This is a genomic window from Polaribacter sp. Hel1_85 (assembly GCF_000766795.1).
Classification (GTDB): Bacteria; Bacteroidota; Bacteroidia; order Flavobacteriales; family Flavobacteriaceae; genus Polaribacter.
In genome coordinates this window covers 865,245-881,715 of sequence record NZ_JPDS01000002.1, presented here as the reverse complement: position 1 = coordinate 881,715, position 16,471 = coordinate 865,245, and the positions used below count along the sequence as shown (strand labels likewise).

At 28.9% G+C, this 16,471-nt stretch carries 17 protein-coding genes; 7 read left to right on the top strand and 10 right to left on the bottom strand.

Translation table 11 applies throughout. The features are described 5' to 3' along the window. The 3 genes from ybeY to PHEL85_RS10905 are packed head-to-tail and all read left to right on the top strand — an operon-like array spanning nt 1 to nt 3,249. Nucleotides 1-411 (top strand): rRNA maturation RNase YbeY, encoded by a 411-nt coding sequence (gene ybeY, locus PHEL85_RS10915; RefSeq protein WP_036824970.1) that lies wholly within the window; start codon nt 1-3, stop codon nt 409-411. A gap of 48 nt (nt 412-459) precedes the next feature. Continuing rightward, the gene (gene mnmG / locus PHEL85_RS10910) at nt 460-2,337 is read left to right on the top strand and encodes a tRNA uridine-5-carboxymethylaminomethyl(34) synthesis enzyme MnmG (RefSeq protein ID WP_036824969.1); all 1,878 of its coding nucleotides are present in this window, start codon (nt 460-462) and stop codon (nt 2,335-2,337) included. A 54-nt stretch (nt 2,338-2,391) separates the two neighbouring features. Then, the gene (locus PHEL85_RS10905; protein ID WP_036824967.1) at nt 2,392-3,249 is read left to right on the top strand and encodes a class I SAM-dependent methyltransferase; all 858 of its coding nucleotides are present in this window, start codon (nt 2,392-2,394) and stop codon (nt 3,247-3,249) included. 144 nt (nt 3,250-3,393) lie between these two features. Here PHEL85_RS10905 and PHEL85_RS10900 read toward each other — a convergent pair whose 3' ends face one another. The 6 genes from PHEL85_RS10900 to panB form a co-directional block, all read right to left on the bottom strand. Then, entirely contained in the window at nt 3,394-3,792 is a 399-nt protein-coding gene (locus PHEL85_RS10900) for a DoxX family membrane protein (RefSeq protein WP_036824965.1), read from the bottom strand. 3 nt (nt 3,793-3,795) lie between these two features. Next, entirely contained in the window at nt 3,796-4,233 is a 438-nt protein-coding gene (locus PHEL85_RS10895; protein ID WP_052108547.1) for a hypothetical protein, read from the bottom strand. A gap of 32 nt (nt 4,234-4,265) precedes the next feature. Continuing rightward, entirely contained in the window at nt 4,266-4,652 is a 387-nt protein-coding gene (locus PHEL85_RS10890) for a VOC family protein (RefSeq protein WP_036824963.1), read from the bottom strand. Nucleotides 4,653-4,655: 3 nt separating this feature from the next. After that, nucleotides 4,656-5,114, bottom strand: a complete 459-nt coding sequence (locus tag PHEL85_RS10885) for a DUF1801 domain-containing protein (protein WP_036824962.1) — start codon at nt 5,112-5,114, stop codon at nt 4,656-4,658. A 123-nt stretch (nt 5,115-5,237) separates the two neighbouring features. Continuing rightward, nucleotides 5,238-6,176: a 2-hydroxyacid dehydrogenase gene (locus PHEL85_RS10880; protein ID WP_036824960.1), complete on the bottom strand. Its 939-nt coding sequence runs from the start codon at nt 6,174-6,176 to the stop codon at nt 5,238-5,240. Nucleotides 6,177-6,448: 272 nt separating this feature from the next. Further along, nucleotides 6,449-7,267: a 3-methyl-2-oxobutanoate hydroxymethyltransferase gene (gene panB / locus PHEL85_RS10875; protein WP_036824958.1), complete on the bottom strand. Its 819-nt coding sequence runs from the start codon at nt 7,265-7,267 to the stop codon at nt 6,449-6,451. 138 nt (nt 7,268-7,405) lie between these two features. Between panB and PHEL85_RS10870 the strand changes: the two genes are divergently transcribed. The 4 genes from PHEL85_RS10870 to PHEL85_RS10855 all read left to right on the top strand — a co-directional run bounded on the left by PHEL85_RS10870 (nt 7,406) and on the right by PHEL85_RS10855 (nt 9,566). Further along, nucleotides 7,406-7,885 (top strand): nuclear transport factor 2 family protein, encoded by a 480-nt coding sequence (locus tag PHEL85_RS10870; protein WP_036824956.1) that lies wholly within the window; start codon nt 7,406-7,408, stop codon nt 7,883-7,885. Between the two features lie 26 nt (nt 7,886-7,911). Beyond that, nucleotides 7,912-8,478 carry a sigma-70 family RNA polymerase sigma factor gene (locus PHEL85_RS10865; RefSeq protein ID WP_036824955.1) on the top strand — a complete coding sequence of 189 codons (567 nt, stop codon included), beginning with the start codon at nt 7,912-7,914 and terminating at the stop codon, nt 8,476-8,478. A gap of 3 nt (nt 8,479-8,481) precedes the next feature. Beyond that, entirely contained in the window at nt 8,482-8,745 is a 264-nt protein-coding gene (locus PHEL85_RS10860; RefSeq protein WP_036824953.1) for a hypothetical protein, read from the top strand. 179 nt (nt 8,746-8,924) lie between these two features. Next, nucleotides 8,925-9,566: an O-methyltransferase gene (locus PHEL85_RS10855; protein WP_036824952.1), complete on the top strand. Its 642-nt coding sequence runs from the start codon at nt 8,925-8,927 to the stop codon at nt 9,564-9,566. A 2-nt stretch (nt 9,567-9,568) separates the two neighbouring features. Here the strand turns inward: PHEL85_RS10855 and PHEL85_RS10850 are convergent, their stop codons facing one another. From PHEL85_RS10850 to PHEL85_RS10835, 4 genes are all read right to left on the bottom strand, one after another. After that, a complete protein-coding gene (locus PHEL85_RS10850; protein WP_036824949.1) occupies nt 9,569-9,850 on the bottom strand; it encodes a twin-arginine translocase TatA/TatE family subunit in 282 nt (93 codons plus the stop codon). Between the two features lie 77 nt (nt 9,851-9,927). Beyond that, nucleotides 9,928-10,383, bottom strand: coding sequence for an RNA methyltransferase (locus tag PHEL85_RS10845; RefSeq protein ID WP_036824948.1), 456 nt, complete (start codon nt 10,381-10,383; stop codon nt 9,928-9,930). 287 nt (nt 10,384-10,670) lie between these two features. Next, nucleotides 10,671-13,280, bottom strand: coding sequence for a DNA mismatch repair protein MutS (gene mutS / locus PHEL85_RS10840; RefSeq protein WP_036824946.1), 2,610 nt, complete (start codon nt 13,278-13,280; stop codon nt 10,671-10,673). A 41-nt stretch (nt 13,281-13,321) separates the two neighbouring features. After that, nucleotides 13,322-16,435, bottom strand: a complete 3,114-nt coding sequence (locus PHEL85_RS10835; protein ID WP_036824944.1) for a T9SS type A sorting domain-containing protein — start codon at nt 16,433-16,435, stop codon at nt 13,322-13,324. Nucleotides 16,436-16,471: the final 36 nt, after the last annotated feature.

The following is a 16,471-nucleotide window of genomic DNA, read 5'->3' as shown; positions in this document are numbered from 1 at the left end:
ATGATTACTTTTAATTATGAAACATCATTTGAATTAAAAGGTGAAAACCTTTTAGAATATTGGATTGATACTGTTGTCTCTGAAGAAGGGTTTAGTGTTGGTGAAATTAACTATATCTTTTGTGATGATGAATACCTTCATAAGTTAAATGTAGAGTTTTTACAACACGATACTCTTACAGATGTTATTAGTTTTGATAATACTTTAGGAAAATTAATTAGTGGAGATATTTATATTTCTATAGAAAGAGTAGAAGATAATGCTAAAGATTTTGAAGTATCTTTTTTAGATGAATTACACAGAGTTATGATTCATGGAGTTTTACATTATATGGGATATAAAGATAAATCTGAAGATGAGAAACTGAAGATGAGAAATGCTGAAAATAAAGCTTTATTAGAGTTTAAATAATTGATAATCAGGTTAATAAAATAAAAGTTTCACGTGGAACGTTAAATTATGAGTTTATTTTCAACAACATACGATGTAATTGTAGTAGGAGGAGGTCATGCAGGAAGTGAAGCTGCTGCTGCTGCTGCAAATATGGGTGCACACACTTTATTAATTACAATGAATTTGCAAAATATAGCGCAAATGAGTTGTAATCCTGCAATGGGTGGAATAGCAAAGGGTCAAATTGTAAGAGAAATTGATGCTTTAGGAGGTTACAGTGGAATTGTTACAGATAAAACTGCGATACAGTTTAAGATGTTGAATAAATCTAAAGGACCTGCAATGTGGAGTCCAAGAGCTCAATCTGATAGAATGCAATTTGCAGAATGTTGGAGAACAATGTTAGAGCAAACAGAAAATTTAGATTTTTATCAAGATTCTGTAAATGGGTTATTGTTTGATAATCATAAAATTATTGGTGTAAAAACAGCTTTAGGTTTAGAAATAAAAGCCAAGACAGTTGTTATTACAGCAGGTACTTTTTTAAATGGATTGATTCATATTGGAGATAAAAGTTTTGGAGGAGGTCGAGCAGGTGAAGGAGCTTCAACAGGAATTACAGAAGACTTAGTTTCTAAAGGTTTTGAATCTGGTAGAATGAAAACAGGAACACCTCCAAGAGTAGATGGAAGGTCTTTAGATTATTCTAAAATGATTGAACAACCTGGAGATGAAATTACAGAAAAATTTTCTTATTTACCGACGACTAAACCATTACAAAACCAACGCTCTTGTTATCTAACCTATACAAATTTAGATGTACATGATTTATTACGTACAGGTTTTGATAGATCACCAATGTTTAACGGTAGAATTAAATCTACAGGTCCAAGATATTGTCCTTCAATAGAAGATAAGATAGATCGTTTTGCAACAAAAGATAGACATCAAATTTTTGTAGAACCAGAAGGTTGGACTACTTGTGAGATGTATGTAAATGGGTTTTCTACTTCTTTACCAGAAGATATACAAGATAAAGCAATTCGCTCTATAGCAGGTTTCGAAAACGTGAAATTTTTTAGATATGGTTACGCAATAGAATATGATTATTTTCCACCTACGCAATTAACACATTCTTTAGAAACAAAATTAATAGAGAATTTGTTTTTTGCAGGACAAATTAATGGAACAACAGGTTATGAAGAAGCAGCTGCCCAAGGTTTAATGGCAGGTGTAAATGCAGCTTTAAAAGTTCAAGAAAAAGCGCCTTTTATATTAAAAAGAAATGAAGCTTATATAGGAGTTTTAGTAGATGATTTAATAACAAAAGGAACTGAAGAGCCTTATAGAATGTTTACTTCTAGAGCAGAATATAGAACTTTATTAAGGCAAGATAATGCAGATTTAAGATTAACACCAATTGGTTTTAAATTAGGATTAGCCTCTAAAGAAAGATTAGATCGTGTAATAGAAAAGCAAGAAAAAGCAGATTTGTTAATTAGTTTTTTACAGAAAACCAGTGTAAAACAAGAAGAAATAAATCCTATTTTAGAAGCTAAAAATTTAGCATTGATCAATCAATCTATGAAGCTTTATAAAATAGCAGCAAGACCTCAATTAGAGTTTTCTGATTTTAAAAATGTAAAAAAATTAGCTACTTTTTTAGAAGAAAATAATATTGATAAAGAAGTAATAGAGCAAGCTGTAATTCATTTAAAATATTCTGGATATATAGAAAAAGAAAAGAACAATGCAGATAAATTAAATCGATTAGAGAATGTTATGATTCCTTCTAAATTTGATTATCAAAAAGTAAAATCTCTTTCTTTTGAAGCTAGAGAAAAATTAAGTAAAATTCAACCAACATCAATATCTCAAGCAAGTAGAATTAGTGGCGTTTCCCCCAGCGACATTTCTGTTCTTTTGGTTTATATGGGTAGATAATTTTAGAAAAAAATGCTGATGTTCCTCGTGGAACATTTTATAAAAAAGAAAATTATGGGGAGAAAAAGAGAACTTCACAAAAGGCTTGAGCCTTATTTAAATTGTAAAGACTATACAGTTTCTGGAGAAACATACGAGGTAATGTTTAACCCAGATTATGATATGTTGGTAACTTCACCAATTCCTGTAGATTTAGAAAATTACTATAAAAGTGAAGATTATATTTCTCACACCGATAGTAAAAAATCACTATTAGATAAAGCATATCAATCAGTAAAAAATTACACTTTAAAAAGAAAACTCTCTTTAATTAATTCTTTTAAAACTGAAGCAAAAAACATTTTAGATGTTGGAGCAGGTACAGGAGATTTCTTAAAAGTTTGTGCTGCTAATAATTGGAATGTTTTAGGAGTAGAGCCTAATTCTGATGCTCGTAAAATTGCAAAAGATAAGGGAGTTGTTTTAAAAGAAGATTTACTTCAAATTGAAAATAAAAAGTTTGATGTAATTACGCTTTGGCATGTTTTAGAACATGTGGAAATGTTATCAGATCATATTTTAAAATTAAAAGATTTACTTTCAGATGAAGGAAGATTAATTATCGCTGTTCCTAACCATAAAAGTAGCGACGCAAAATATTATAAAGAGTTTTGGGCTGCATTTGATGTTCCTAGACATCTTTGGCATTTCTCTCAAACGTCTATTCATAAGATTTTTTCTACAGAAAATATGATTGTAGAAAATACAATACCAATGATATTTGATGCTTATTATGTTTCGCTTTTAAGTGAGAAATATAAAACTGGTAAAATGAATCCTATAAGAGCTTTCTATAGAGGATTTATATCAAACCTAAGAGCAAGAACCTCTTCTGAGTACTCTTCTTTAATTTATGTAATTAAAAAGTGCTAAAAACAACTTTAAAGCGCTTTAGAATTATTTTTAACCCAGTAAACGTATTAGTTGTTTGATGAAAAGAAAAAAGCTCTTAAAACGTCTGTTTTAAGAGCTTTTTTTATAAATATTATTTATAGCGATAATATTATTTAATCAATTTTAACTATTTAATAAATATACACCCCAAAGTGTAATCATAAAATATACACCTAAAGACATCGCTCCAGGATAATCTTTTGCCAAACGTTGACCTATCAACATAAAAATAATTGATATCGCAGAAAGCTCTATTCCTATTAAAGCAATTTCTTTTGCTTCTGATGTGTAAATTTGATAAACTCCAATAATCATTAAAATACTAGCTACAATTTCTAAAATTAAAAGAATTGCTAACAATAATGGAACACTGTTTTTTAAAGGTGAATTTTTAAAATGACCTTTTATAAAAGTTACATTCCCTTTCCAATCAAAAATTTTTTCAATACCAGAAAGGACAAAAGTGATAATTAAAAAAAATAAGATTAATACTTCTGTTGGATGATTTGAAAGTAATTTCATTTTCTATTTACCGAATAAACGTTGAAAAAAGTTTTTAGCTTTTCCTTTCACTTCTTTAAGTTCTTCTTTTGCATCTTCTGCAAAATCAGCTAAATGCTCTGCAGCTTCACCAGCCAATTCAGAAGCATTTTCTTTAATTTCTTCATAAGCTTCTTTAGCGTCTTCTGTAAATTCTGCCGCTTTTTCTTTAGCAACTTCTGTATATTCTTCTGCCTTTTCTTTTACTTTTTCAATGTTTTCATCAGATAATACTTCATGTACCTTTTCTTTTGCACTTCCTAAAACTTCTTTCGCTTCTTCAACAAACTCAGATGCTTTTTCCTTTGCACTTTCCAGCACCTCTTTTGCTTCATCTTTTATTTCAGAAGCCTTTTCTTTTGCTTCATTAGTAATCGATTTTAAAGGCTCTTTTTTTTCTAAATTTTCATTTTTTTCTGACATAATATATTGATTGTTAGATTGTTAATTGTTTTTTATTGAAATACTTGATCTATTGGTTCCCAAAGTTCAATTTTATTTCCTTCATTGTCTAAAACCCAGCCAAATTTTCCATAATCATACTCTTGCATTTCTCCTACAATAGTAACTCCTTCTTTTTTGAGTTCTGCTAATAATTCAACTAAATTTTCAACTCTATAATTAAACATAAAGTCTTTTTTTGAAGGCTCAAAATACTTAGTATCTTTTGCAAATGGACTCCATTGTGTAGAGCATTTGTTTCCATCTTTATCTTTCCACCAAAAAGTACAGCCCCAATCATCTGTATTAAAACCTAAATGATTTTTGTACCATTCTTTTGAAGCTTTAGTGTCTTCAGATTTAAAAAATAAACCACCAATTCCTGTTACTCTATTTTTCATTTTTTATTTCTTTTTAGTGTTTGTTTCGTAAACATCTATCCATTCTTTTACAGTAATTTTTTTTGATAATTCTGCAATTAAATCAAAAGGAATTTCTTCTAATTTTTTAAAACGAATACAACTTTTACCCATGTCTAATTTTCTAGAACAATGTTTTGGATATTCATTTACAAACCAATCATGAATTTCTGGAATTGCATAAATGCCACTATGATATAAATTTACGGAGTTTTTTTGTGATGCAAAACTCATAAAAGGCAAAGGTTCTTTTGGGTTGCAATGATAACCATCTGGATAAATTGAATGTGGAACATAATAACCAATCATTCCATATTGAATACCTTCTTCAAAAGCTTTTGGTAAGTTTTCTTTAATTGTTTTGCGAAGTTTTTTTAATGTGTTTTTACGCTCTTCTTGAACTTGACTAATATAATCTTCAGGTGAAATAGCTTTGTATTGCATCTTTTTTTGTTTTATAGAAATGTCATTTCGAAATGAGACTTTTGAGTCGATTGAGAAATCTAAAAATTAATTAAAATATGATTCATCCTCATTCTTAGTTCGGAATGATAAATGTGCTACAAGTTAACAAAATTTTGCTTTTATTTTATCAACTATTGTTTGTGCCAATCTTTCTTTGCTTTCAATTGTCCAACCAGCAACATGAGGAGATAGTAAAACATTTTCTGAATTGATCAAATACTTAAATGCGTCTGGCATTTTATCATCAGAAAAAAGGTTTTCGAAAGATGATTTTTCGTATTCTAAAACATCTAAACCTGCACCTAAAATTTTACCTGATTTTAAAGCTTCAACTAAATCTTTTGTAACAACAGATTTTCCACGAGCAGTATTTATCAACCAAAAAGGTTTTTTAAAACTGTTGATAAAATCTGCATTTATCATATTTTTTGTTAGTGCTGTTTGTGGAGTATGCAAACTTAAAACGTCTGCTTTTTGTTGTAATTCAGCTAATGAAACTTGTTGGCAATTTTTATCTCCAACATTTGGTTTTATATCGTAACACAGAACTTCAACATCAAAACCACGCAATTTTTTTGCGAAAGATTTTCCCATATTTCCATAACCAATTAAACCAACAGTTCTTCCATCTAGTTCAATTCCTCTATTTTCTTCACGCAACCATTGTCCGTTTCTAACTTCTTTATCAGCTTTATTTAGTTTGTTAAAAAGCGATAAAAGCATTCCTAAAGAATGTTCTCCAACTGCATTTCTATTTCCTTCTGGAGCTGCAATTAATTCAATCTTTTTTGATGCTGCGTACTCACAATTTATGTTTTCTAAACCAGCACCAACTCGTCCAATAAACTTTAAGTTTGTGGCTTTATCTAGGAAGTTTTTATCAATAGAAAAACGACTTCTAATAATAAAACCATCATACAAATGAATTTTGTTTTCGATTTCTTGTTTTGAAGAAGTATAATCTTCATCATTCTGATACCCTAAATCGTTTAATTGATTTATTAAAAGAGGATGATTTGAATCTAGGTGTAGAATTTTCATTTGTTTATTTATTTTATAACCACATAGAAATATAGTTAATAAAAGTACTGAGTTTTGATTTTATGAAGACTTCAAAAAGAACCTAAAAAAAGGTGCGAATGAATTATTTTTTTCTTCAGTTAGATGAATTGTTTTTTTTGATAAAAAGCTAAAACATATTCGTACAAATGGAATTAATAATAAGTATATTATGGTAAAATATATTTTTTCAGAAATTTCCATTTTCATTAAAAATCCAACAATCTAACCATCTAACCATCTAAAGATCCAATTTAATACTGCTCTTTGTCATTTGGAAAATCTCCACTTTTTACATCAGTTATATAACTTTCAAAAGCGCCAGTCATTTCTTTATATAAATCTAAATAACGTCTTAAAAAACGTGGGTTAAATTCATGAGTCATACCTAACATATCATGCGTTACTAACACTTGTCCATCAACGCCATTTCCAGCTCCGATTCCAATTACAGGAATACTTAAACTCTCTGCAACTTCTTTCGCTAATTTAGCAGGAACTTTTTCTAAAACCAAAGCAAAACATCCTAATTGTTCTAACAATAAAGCGTCTTCTTTTAGTTTTTGAGCTTCTTCTTCTTCTTTAGCTCTTACTGTATATGTTCCAAATTTATAGATAGATTGTGGCGTTAAACCTAAATGCCCCATTACTGGAATTCCGGCAGTTAAAATTCTAGAAATAGATTGTTCTATTTCTGCACCACCTTCTAATTTTACAGCATGTCCACCAGATTCTTTCATAATTCTAATAGCAGAATCTAATGCTTGCCTAGAATTTCCTTGATACGTACCAAAAGGTAAATCTACAACCACCAAACATCTATCAATTGCCCTAATAACAGAACTAGCGTGATAAATCATTTGATCTAAAGTAATTGGTAAAGTAGTTTCATGACCCGCCATTACATTAGAGGCAGAATCTCCTACTAAAATAACGTCAATTCCTGCACCATCAACAATTTTTGCCATGGTATAATCATATGCAGTTAACATAGAGATTTTCTCTCCATTTTTCTTCATATCAATTAAAGATTTAACTGTTATACGTTTGTATTCTTTCTTAGCTGTTGACATATTTTTCGCTTTTTTTAATCTTGTAAATGTAAGAAATATAACGAGATATAAAACAAGTTAATATTTCGTTAATCTTAACTACTTTTTTAAAAGCAGTTAATTTTTTGCTTAGTTTTAGTTTTTCAAAAAATAAACTTTATGCCAAGAATTATAGCTTTTGTAATTGCTCTTATTTTTTCGATAACATTATCTGCACAGCATAAAACTGATGAAAAAGCAATACAAAATGTTATTGAAACCTTTTTTGATGGATTACATAAAGGTGATAGTGCTATTGTAAAAAGTACATTGCATAAAGACATTAAAATTCAAACAACATTTACCAATAAGAAAGATGAAAAAATTTTAAAAACAGAATTAAAATCTAATTTATTAAAAGGAGTTGCCAATAAGAAACCAGAAGATGTCTATATAGAAAAATTACTTTCTTATACATTTAAAGTTGATGGAAATTTAGCATCAGTTTGGATACCTTATGAGTTTTATTTAAACGGAAAATTTAGTCATTGTGGTGCCAATTCTTTTCAGTTATTTAATAATAATGGAACTTGGGAAATTATTTATTTGGTTGATATGAGAAGAAGAGGAAATTGTAATTCATTGATTAAGAAAAATTAGCATTATATTTGGTTTTTATTTCTAAAATGGCACAAGAACAAGTTGTATTAAATACAGATAAATGGATTGATAATTATGCAGATTACATGTATAATTATGCTGTAGTTCGTGTTAATAATAGTGATTTAGCCAAAGATTTAGTTCAAGATACATTTTTTGCAGGATTAAAATCGGCAAAGAATTTTCAAGGAAAATCTACAGAAAGAACTTGGTTGATATCTATTTTAAAAAGAAAAATAATAGATCATTATAGAAAAATAAATTCTAAAAAAGGACAAGCCGAAGTAAGAATGAATTTTTATGATGATGGAGAAAATGAAGGAAATTGGTTAGAAGAAAGAGTGCCACAAAGTTGGGATAATCAATCTGAAAAAACCATTGAAAATCAAGAATTAAAAAGTCAGTTAGAATCTTGTATAGATGCATTGCCAGAAAAATATGGATTGGTTTTTAGAATGAAAACAATACAAGAATTTGAAACTGAAGAAATTTGTAAGGAGTTAAATATTACAGCGTCAAACCTATGGGTTATTATTCATAGAGCAAGAACACAGCTCAGAAAATGTATGGAAGATAACTGGTTTAATATTTAAGAAATGTTTAAAAATTTTAGAATTACTTGCGATGAAGCCACAACTATTTGTGATAAAAGCCAATATGGAGCTTCTACCTTATTAGAAAAAGTGAAATTAAATATTCATTTTTTAGGATGCAAAATATGTTCTTTATATACAAAACAGAATAATTTGCTTACAAAAATTTATAAAGGTCATGCAAAAGCATGTAAAGAAACTAAGGTTTGTATGACTAAAGAAGAAAAAGAGATATTAAAGAAAGAGTTAGAAAAAATAAAGAAATAAAGATATTTTCGTGATTTTTAGAAAATCACATTTTTTGATTTTTTGTTAGATTGAAACGGGATTTATAGAAATATAGATTCCGTTTTTTTGTACTTTTGAAATCTTTGTCCCCTCGAGCGCAGTCGAGAGGTTATAGTAGTAATTTAATAAGGTCTCGACTGCGCTCGACCAGACAGAACATGCATTTTTTACCAGAAAATATAGATAATTACGTAGTTAGTCATTCACAACAAGAACCTAAAATTCTAAAAGAATTGAGTAGAGAAACTTGGCAAAAGGTATTAAACCCAAGAATGTTAAGTGGTGCTTTTCAAGGGAGAGTTTTGTCTATGATAACCAAATTGATTCAGCCTAAAAATATTTTAGAAATTGGCACTTATACAGGTTATTCTGCATTGTGTTTAGCAGAAGGGTTATCATCTGAAGGGAAAATATTTACCATTGATAAAAATGAAGAATTAGAAACACTACAGAACAAATACTTTGAAAAATCTGGTTATAGAAATCAAATAGAACAGTATGTTGGCAATGCTTTAGAAATTATTCCTGAGATTGATGAAAAGTTCGATTTAGTTTTTATTGATGCAGACAAATCGAATTACATCAATTACTTTCATTTAATTATTGATAAAATGAATTCTGGAGGAATTATTTTGTCTGACAATGTACTTTGGAGCGGAAAAGTAGTAGAAAAATTAGATCCAAAAGACAAAGACACAAAAGTACTTTTAGAATATAATAAGTTGTTAAATGAAGATGATAGAATAGAAACGGTTCTGCTACCAATTAGAGATGGTTTAACAATTACTAGAGTGAAATAAGATTACATATTCCTTTTTATAGGACCTGTAATATCATCAATATTGTCTTTTACACGGCTAATTTCTTTGTTGATGTTTTTAGTTACATCTACATCAATTCCGTTTTTTTCAGAACTGTCTTTAATTTCTTTTTTAATATCGTTAGTTGCGTCTTTAACCTGACGCATTCCTTTACCTAATCCTCTAGCTATTTCAGGAATTTTATCTGCACCAAAAACCATGACTACGATTAACATAATCACCATAATTTCTGGACCACTAATAAAAAGGAAAGATGTATTCATACTGCAAAGATACTGAGTTATTTTAATATAAATAATAAAGTACTATTTCTTTGATGCACTTTTTATTTTATAAAACCTTAAAAATTCAATTTAGCTTGTCTATCGTACATGATAATACTGCCAGCAACAGAAACATTTAAGCTTAATTCAGATTTAAATTTTACCAAATGATGCGATTTTTCGATGGCAATTTTAGACATTCCATGATCTTCTGCTCCTAATAAATAAACGCAACGTTTTGGGTGTGTAAAAGTTTCTAATTGTACCGCTTTTTCATCTAATTCTACACCAACTAACATGGCGCCTTTGGGTAAATTATTAAAGAAATCTTCAAAGGTTTCGTAATGAAAATAAGGCATTGCACCAATAGCTTTATGCGTATCACAAGCTTGTTTTGCATAACGATTACCAATGGTAAAAATAAAACTAGCACCCATGTTTTGTGCAGAACGCCAAAGTACACCTAAATTTTCTGGAGTTTTTCCATTCTGAATTCCAATTCCGAAAAAACCTTGTTCTAAATTGTTTACCATTATTTTTTTTCTTTTTCACCCTGTTTTGTCATTTCGACTTTGTGGAGAAATCTTACAACATATAGTTTAAGATTTCTCAATTTCACTTTGTTTCATTCGAAATGACAAGTTGTTATTAAATTTATTAAATATAATAATAGATTCTAAAATGTCATTTCGAGCATTACTGAAAACAAAAGGCATTTTGTTTGATTGTAGCTTGCGTAGCAAAAAAGTAGTAGAGAAATTTCATTTTATAATTATTCTTAATTTGAGATTCCTCCATTTATGTTCGGAATGACAGTATCTTACTTTTTAATCAACATTCGTTTAATTTCGTTCAATTTCATCAATGCTTCAATAGGTGTTAAAGTATCAATATTAGTGGCTAAAATTTCTTCTTTAATATTTTCTAACAAAGGATCATCTAATTGAAAGAAACTCAATTGCATTTCTTCTTCTTGCGTTTGTTTTAAAACGTCTTTAACTTCAGAATTTTTGTTGTTTTTTTCTAGTTGCGCCAAAATTTTATTCGCTCTATGAATCACCATATTTGGCATTCCAGCTAATTTGGCAACATGAATTCCAAAACTGTGATTAGAGCCCCCAGAAACCAATTTACGCAAGAAAATAATAGTATCTTCTAACTCTTTTACAGACACATTAAAGTTTTTAATACGCTCAAAAGTGGTGGTCATTTCATTGAGTTCGTGATAATGTGTAGCAAACAACGTTTTTGCTTTGGTTGGGTGTTCGTGTAAGAACTCAGAAATGGCCCAGGCAATCGAAATTCCATCATAAGTAGAAGTTCCTCTACCAATTTCATCTAATAAAATTAAACTACGCTCAGAAACGTTATTTAAGATAGAAGCAGTTTCGTTCATTTCTACCATAAAAGTAGATTCTCCCATAGAAATATTATCACTGGCGCCAACTCTGGTAAAAATCTTATCTACAATTCCAATTTTTGCATTTTGAGCAGGCACATAACTTCCCATTTGTGCCAATAAAACAATCAAAGCAGTTTGCCTTAAAATTGCTGATTTACCAGACATATTGGGACCAGTAATCATAATAATTTGTTGCTGATTTCTATTCAACACAACATCATTTGCAATATACGTTTGATCTATTGGTAACTGTTTTTCTATAACAGGATGACGTCCATTTTTAATATCTAAATCTGTGCTTTCATCCATAATTGGGCGCACATAATTGTTATCAATTGCTAAAACAGAAAAAGACATTAAACAGTCAATTTTTGCAATAATTTGCGCGTTTTCTTGTACTTTTTGTACAAATTGAATGATATATTGTAATAATTTAGAAAAAATCTCTTGCTCTAATTTCGCTATTTTTTCTTCAGCACCCAGAATTTTAGTTTCGTATTCTTTTAGTTCTTCAGTAATATATCTTTCAGCAGAAACTAATGTTTGTTTACGAATCCATTCTTCAGGAACCTTGTCTTTGTGTGTATTTCTAACTTCAATATAATAGCCAAAAACATTGTTGAACGCAATCTTTAAACTAGAGATTCCTGTGCGTTCTGTTTCACGTTTTAGCATATTATCTAAATACTCTTTTCCAGAGTTAGAAATGGCGCGTAAATCATCTAATTCTTGATGAACGCCATCTGCAATTGCATTTCCTTTATTGATGTTTACAGGAGCATCATCAAACAAAGTATCAGAAATTTTAGCAATTAAATCATTACAAGTATGCAATTGATTTCCTAATGCTTTTACTGCTTTGTTTTTGCTGTTTTCTGCGGATGATTTTATAGGTAAAATTGCTTTTAAAGAATCTTTTAAAAGTACAATTTCTCTTGGAGAAGCTTTACCAGTGGCAACTTTAGAAATTAATCTTTCTAAATCGGATATTTGTTTTAATTGATAGGTTACCGTCTGAGAAAAATCATCAGAATCTATAAAAAACTTTACCAATTCATGACGGTTTTTAATGGCGTCAATATTTTTTAAAGGAAGTGCCAACCAACGTTTTAATAAACGTCCACCCATTGGTGAAATAGTTTTATCAATTACATTTAACAGCGTAACTGCATTTATAGAATTCGGATTGTAAAGCTCTAAATTTCTGACTGTAAATCTGTCCATCCAAACATAATTGTCTTCAGCAATTCTGCTAATATGTTGAATGTGTTTTAGCTGATTATGTTGCGTTTCTGACAAATAATACAACACTGCACCAGCAGCAATAATTCCGTATTTTAAATCTTGAACTCCAAAACCTTTTAAGCTTTTTACTTCAAAATGATTTTGTAAAGTTTCGTTTGCATATTCAGGTTGAAAAACCCAATCATCTAAATAAAAAGTATAATATCTGTTTTCAAAAAGCTCTAAAAACTGTTGTTTGTTTTGCTTTTGAACTAAAACTTCACTCGGATTAAAGTTTTGCAATAACTTATCGATGTATTCTGCATTTCCTTGAGCCACCAAATATTCTCCAGTAGAAACATCTAAAAATGAAATTCCGAGTTGTTTTTTATCAAAATGAACTGCCGCTAAAAAGTTATTAGTTTTGGTTTGTAAAACTTCGTCGTTTAAAGAAACTCCAGGAGTTACTAATTCTGTAACACCACGTTTTACAATGGTTTTGGTCATTTTAGGATCTTCTAACTGATCGCAAATAGCAACACGCATTCCGGCTTTTACCAATTTTGGTAAATACGTATTTAAAGAATGATGAGGAAAACCTGCCAAAGCAGTTTCAGTTTCACTTCCTGCACCACGTTTTGTTAATGTAATACCTAAAACTCCAGCTGCTTTTTTGGCGTCTTCACTAAAAGTTTCGTAGAAATCTCCCACACGAAAAAGTAACATAGCATCAGGATATTTATTCTTGATGGCATTGTATTGTTTCATTAAGGGAGTTACCTTTTTTGCTTTCGGTTTTGCCAAGTTTTTAGAAATTTTCAGTTAGTTCGCTAAAATAGTATAATTTATTTCTTTAGAACTTTTTTATATAAAATTCCATTATCAGTAAAAAACTTTACAAAGTAAACACCAGTATCAAAATTTCTGAAATTAACCTTATCAAAAGAGCTGTTCTTTACAGCTACTTTTTTGCCGTTAATATCATAAATTTCTAGTTTATTGATAATTAGATTATCAATATTTTTAATCATAAGAACATTATTTACTGGGTTTGGATATACGTCAATTTTTGATCCTACGTCATTTTTTGTAATAGATAAGGTAGTTACAACCTCTGTACTAACAATGTTTGTAATAATTGGAAGGTTATAATCAAAATAGATTTTTGCTTTTCCTGTTATTATATCACCAACAGCTACATCTGTTTTTGGTTTAATTTTAAACGCTATAAAACCATGACTTTCTGGTTCATTTACTTGTTCAGAAGGAAGGTTGATATTGTTAAAAGTAAATTTCACAAAACTATTATTTATAATTTCTACTGAATAATTATGACTAGATGATATTGGTTTTAACGTTTGCCAATCTAATTTTTCATCCAATAAATCTGTTAATAACACATTTATTGCACTTGCAGAGCCCGTATTTTGGAAACGAATTAAGTAATCTAGATAATTAGAAGTTTCTGGTAAAGTAATTTTATTTCCTTGTAAAACTTGTTTATCATTTGGGTCAAATGAATTTACAACTGTTTGATTTAAAGAAAACACATTATTAGTAGTTGTAAAATCTCCCATTATTGGAGTAATACTTGCCGTTAAATTTAAAATATCTCTATCGTTAACAGTTGGTGGTGTAAATGTATTTAAAGCAACTTCAATTATTTTTTTCTCGAATGGTTTTAAATTTTGATAATTAAAGGAAATAGTATTCGTTGTGCTATTATCTTCACTAGGAACTGAAGAAACAAAACTCTGAAAACTGCTATCAAACTCTAATTCTACGGTTCCGCTTAAAACGGTTGTTCCAACATTTTCATAGACTAATTGATAGTTCGCATCAAAACCCGGGCGCGCTTCTGTAATAGGTAAAAGAATAATGTTTACATCACTAACTGTCTGGTTTGCGGTTAGGCAAAAATCTGCCATATCCTCGTTGTTAGAACCTGTAAAAGTTGTGGTAAGTGAAGCTGGGTTTATGGTGTAATAGTCAGGAATATTAACCAATGCTGTTGTATAGGTGTTTTCATTTAGGTTTAGCGTAAAACTCCCTTCTAAATTTGTATATGCTCCATAGTTTGTTGTGCCATCCGTAGCATTTAAAAGAATGTTATTTAGTTTTACATCTTCTGTTGTACAACCGTTGTTGTCTTCATCAAAAAGAACTTTACCAATAATACTATTACTATCTTCTAAATTATTACAATTATCTACAAAAGTTGTATGAGAATCTATTTCAGTAAATTTATTAATAGCATAATTTATTTCATCTACACAGATAAAGTTTAATAATGGATTATTTTTCACATAAAAAGAGGAATAAATACTCCTTTCATCCCCACTATTTGTAGTGTAATTATTTATTGTTTGGTCGTAAACTGTATTACCTCCATTTTTTAAGTTTATCTGTTTTAAAAACTCGTTACTAGCAATAGATATATCTGAAACTAATGGGTTGTTAGATATATCTATTGTACTTAAAAATGAATTGTAAACATCAATACTTCTAAGTTTACTGTTATTTGATAAATCTATTGATGAAAGTCCAGATCCCCAAAACGTAACAAGATCTGTATTATTAGAAAGATCAATTGTATTGTTATTAAAATGCATATAAAGATGTTCAAGTAACATATGATTAGAAACATCTAAATCATATATTTCATTATACCATATACCAATATCCCTTAATGCTAAATTATTTGATATATCTAAAGTATTTAATTTGTTAGCCGCTAAACTTAAAATTTTAAGATTCGTATTTTTAGAAACATCTATTGCTGTTAAATTATTTAATTCAAGATGTAAAGTTTCTAAATTAGTATTATTAGAAATATCTAACGTATTTAATTGATTACGACCTGCTCGAAGGTCAATTAATTTGTTATTATTATCAAGAATTAAAGAAGTTAATTCATTTGAATTACAAGAAACCTCCTTTAGATTAATATTATTAGATAGATCCAAACTTGTCAATTTATTATTAGGACAATAAATATCTTCTAAATTAATATTATTAGAGAGATCTAAGCTTGTTAAAGGTGTTTGGGAAATATTTATATAAGTTAGCGCAGTATTTTCAGATAGGTTTATAGACGATATTTTATTTTCACTACAAAGAAGTTCTTCTAATAAAATATTATTAGATACATCTAAGTTAGTTAAAGAGCTAAAATAAGTGGATATTTTTTTTAATGCAGTATTATTAGTCAAATCTATGTTAGAAACCCCAATTCCGCTAAAAGAAATCTCTTCTAATAAAGTATTATTAGATACATTAATAGAATTAAGTGCACTATCACAATATAAAAAAATTAAGTTTTTAAAATATTCTAAACCTGTTAAATCTGACACATTTTGACTTCTAAGGATCGAAATTTTATTAGTAAAAAAAGCTTCATTTTTTTGTATTTCTCCATCGTCATTCAAATCTATTACAGGGTTTGTTTGCAACACTAAAGCATTTTTAAAATTCTCGTCTGGAAAATCAATAATGTCTGCATTATTTTCTACATAGAATTGTATATCTGTTTCTGAATCTGGATTGCTTATTAAAAATATATATATCTTTCCTGCTATTAAATCTAAAGACAAATTTTCTCTAAAATTACAAGAGATATCATTTACTAAAGTTAGTTCTGATGTGTTTAAAGGGTTATTAGTATTAGATTCTGTTGGTATAATAAAACTATTAGATTGTCCATTAGTAATATTAATAGATAGTGTTACATTTGTTCCTGGAATAAATTTATAATATACCTTAGAATAAACTCCAACGTTGCAAGAAATAGCATCTAAACCTGAATCATCAGTTGCATTTTGAGTTTGTACATTTGCATCTAAAAAAGGTAATGATGTAATGGTTATTGCATTTTGTAAATCGTTATTTTGTGGTATTTGTGAATATGTATTTAACATATAAAAACCACAGAATAATGCTAATAAGTAATAATTTTTCATTTTTAACTTTTTTAACAAATATAAAATCTTTTGTTA

Bases quoted from the DNA above. Each gene is read 5' to 3' on its own strand.
- PHEL85_RS10885 (WP_036824962.1), bottom strand. From the start codon at position 5,114: ATGCAATACAAAGCTATTTCACCTGAAGATTATATTAGTCAAGTTCAA.
- mnmG (WP_036824969.1), top strand. From the start codon at position 460: ATGAGTTTATTTTCAACAACATACGATGTAATTGTAGTAGGAGGAGGT.
- ybeY (WP_036824970.1), top strand. From the start codon at position 1: ATGATTACTTTTAATTATGAAACATCATTTGAATTAAAAGGTGAAAAC.
- PHEL85_RS10845 (WP_036824948.1), bottom strand. From the start codon at position 10,383: ATGGTAAACAATTTAGAACAAGGTTTTTTCGGAATTGGAATTCAGAAT.
- PHEL85_RS10865 (WP_036824955.1), top strand. From the start codon at position 7,912: ATGGCACAAGAACAAGTTGTATTAAATACAGATAAATGGATTGATAAT.
- PHEL85_RS10890 (WP_036824963.1), bottom strand. From the start codon at position 4,652: ATGAAAAATAGAGTAACAGGAATTGGTGGTTTATTTTTTAAATCTGAA.
- PHEL85_RS10880 (WP_036824960.1), bottom strand. From the start codon at position 6,176: ATGAAAATTCTACACCTAGATTCAAATCATCCTCTTTTAATAAATCAA.
- PHEL85_RS10870 (WP_036824956.1), top strand. From the start codon at position 7,406: ATGCCAAGAATTATAGCTTTTGTAATTGCTCTTATTTTTTCGATAACA.
- PHEL85_RS10895 (WP_052108547.1), bottom strand. From the start codon at position 4,233: ATGTCAGAAAAAAATGAAAATTTAGAAAAAAAAGAGCCTTTAAAATCG.
- PHEL85_RS10860 (WP_036824953.1), top strand. From the start codon at position 8,482: ATGTTTAAAAATTTTAGAATTACTTGCGATGAAGCCACAACTATTTGT.
- PHEL85_RS10835 (WP_036824944.1), bottom strand. From the start codon at position 16,435: ATGAAAAATTATTACTTATTAGCATTATTCTGTGGTTTTTATATGTTA.
- panB (WP_036824958.1), bottom strand. From the start codon at position 7,267: ATGTCAACAGCTAAGAAAGAATACAAACGTATAACAGTTAAATCTTTA.
- PHEL85_RS10855 (WP_036824952.1), top strand. From the start codon at position 8,925: ATGCATTTTTTACCAGAAAATATAGATAATTACGTAGTTAGTCATTCA.
- PHEL85_RS10900 (WP_036824965.1), bottom strand. From the start codon at position 3,792: ATGAAATTACTTTCAAATCATCCAACAGAAGTATTAATCTTATTTTTT.
- PHEL85_RS10905 (WP_036824967.1), top strand. From the start codon at position 2,392: ATGGGGAGAAAAAGAGAACTTCACAAAAGGCTTGAGCCTTATTTAAAT.
- PHEL85_RS10850 (WP_036824949.1), bottom strand. From the start codon at position 9,850: ATGAATACATCTTTCCTTTTTATTAGTGGTCCAGAAATTATGGTGATT.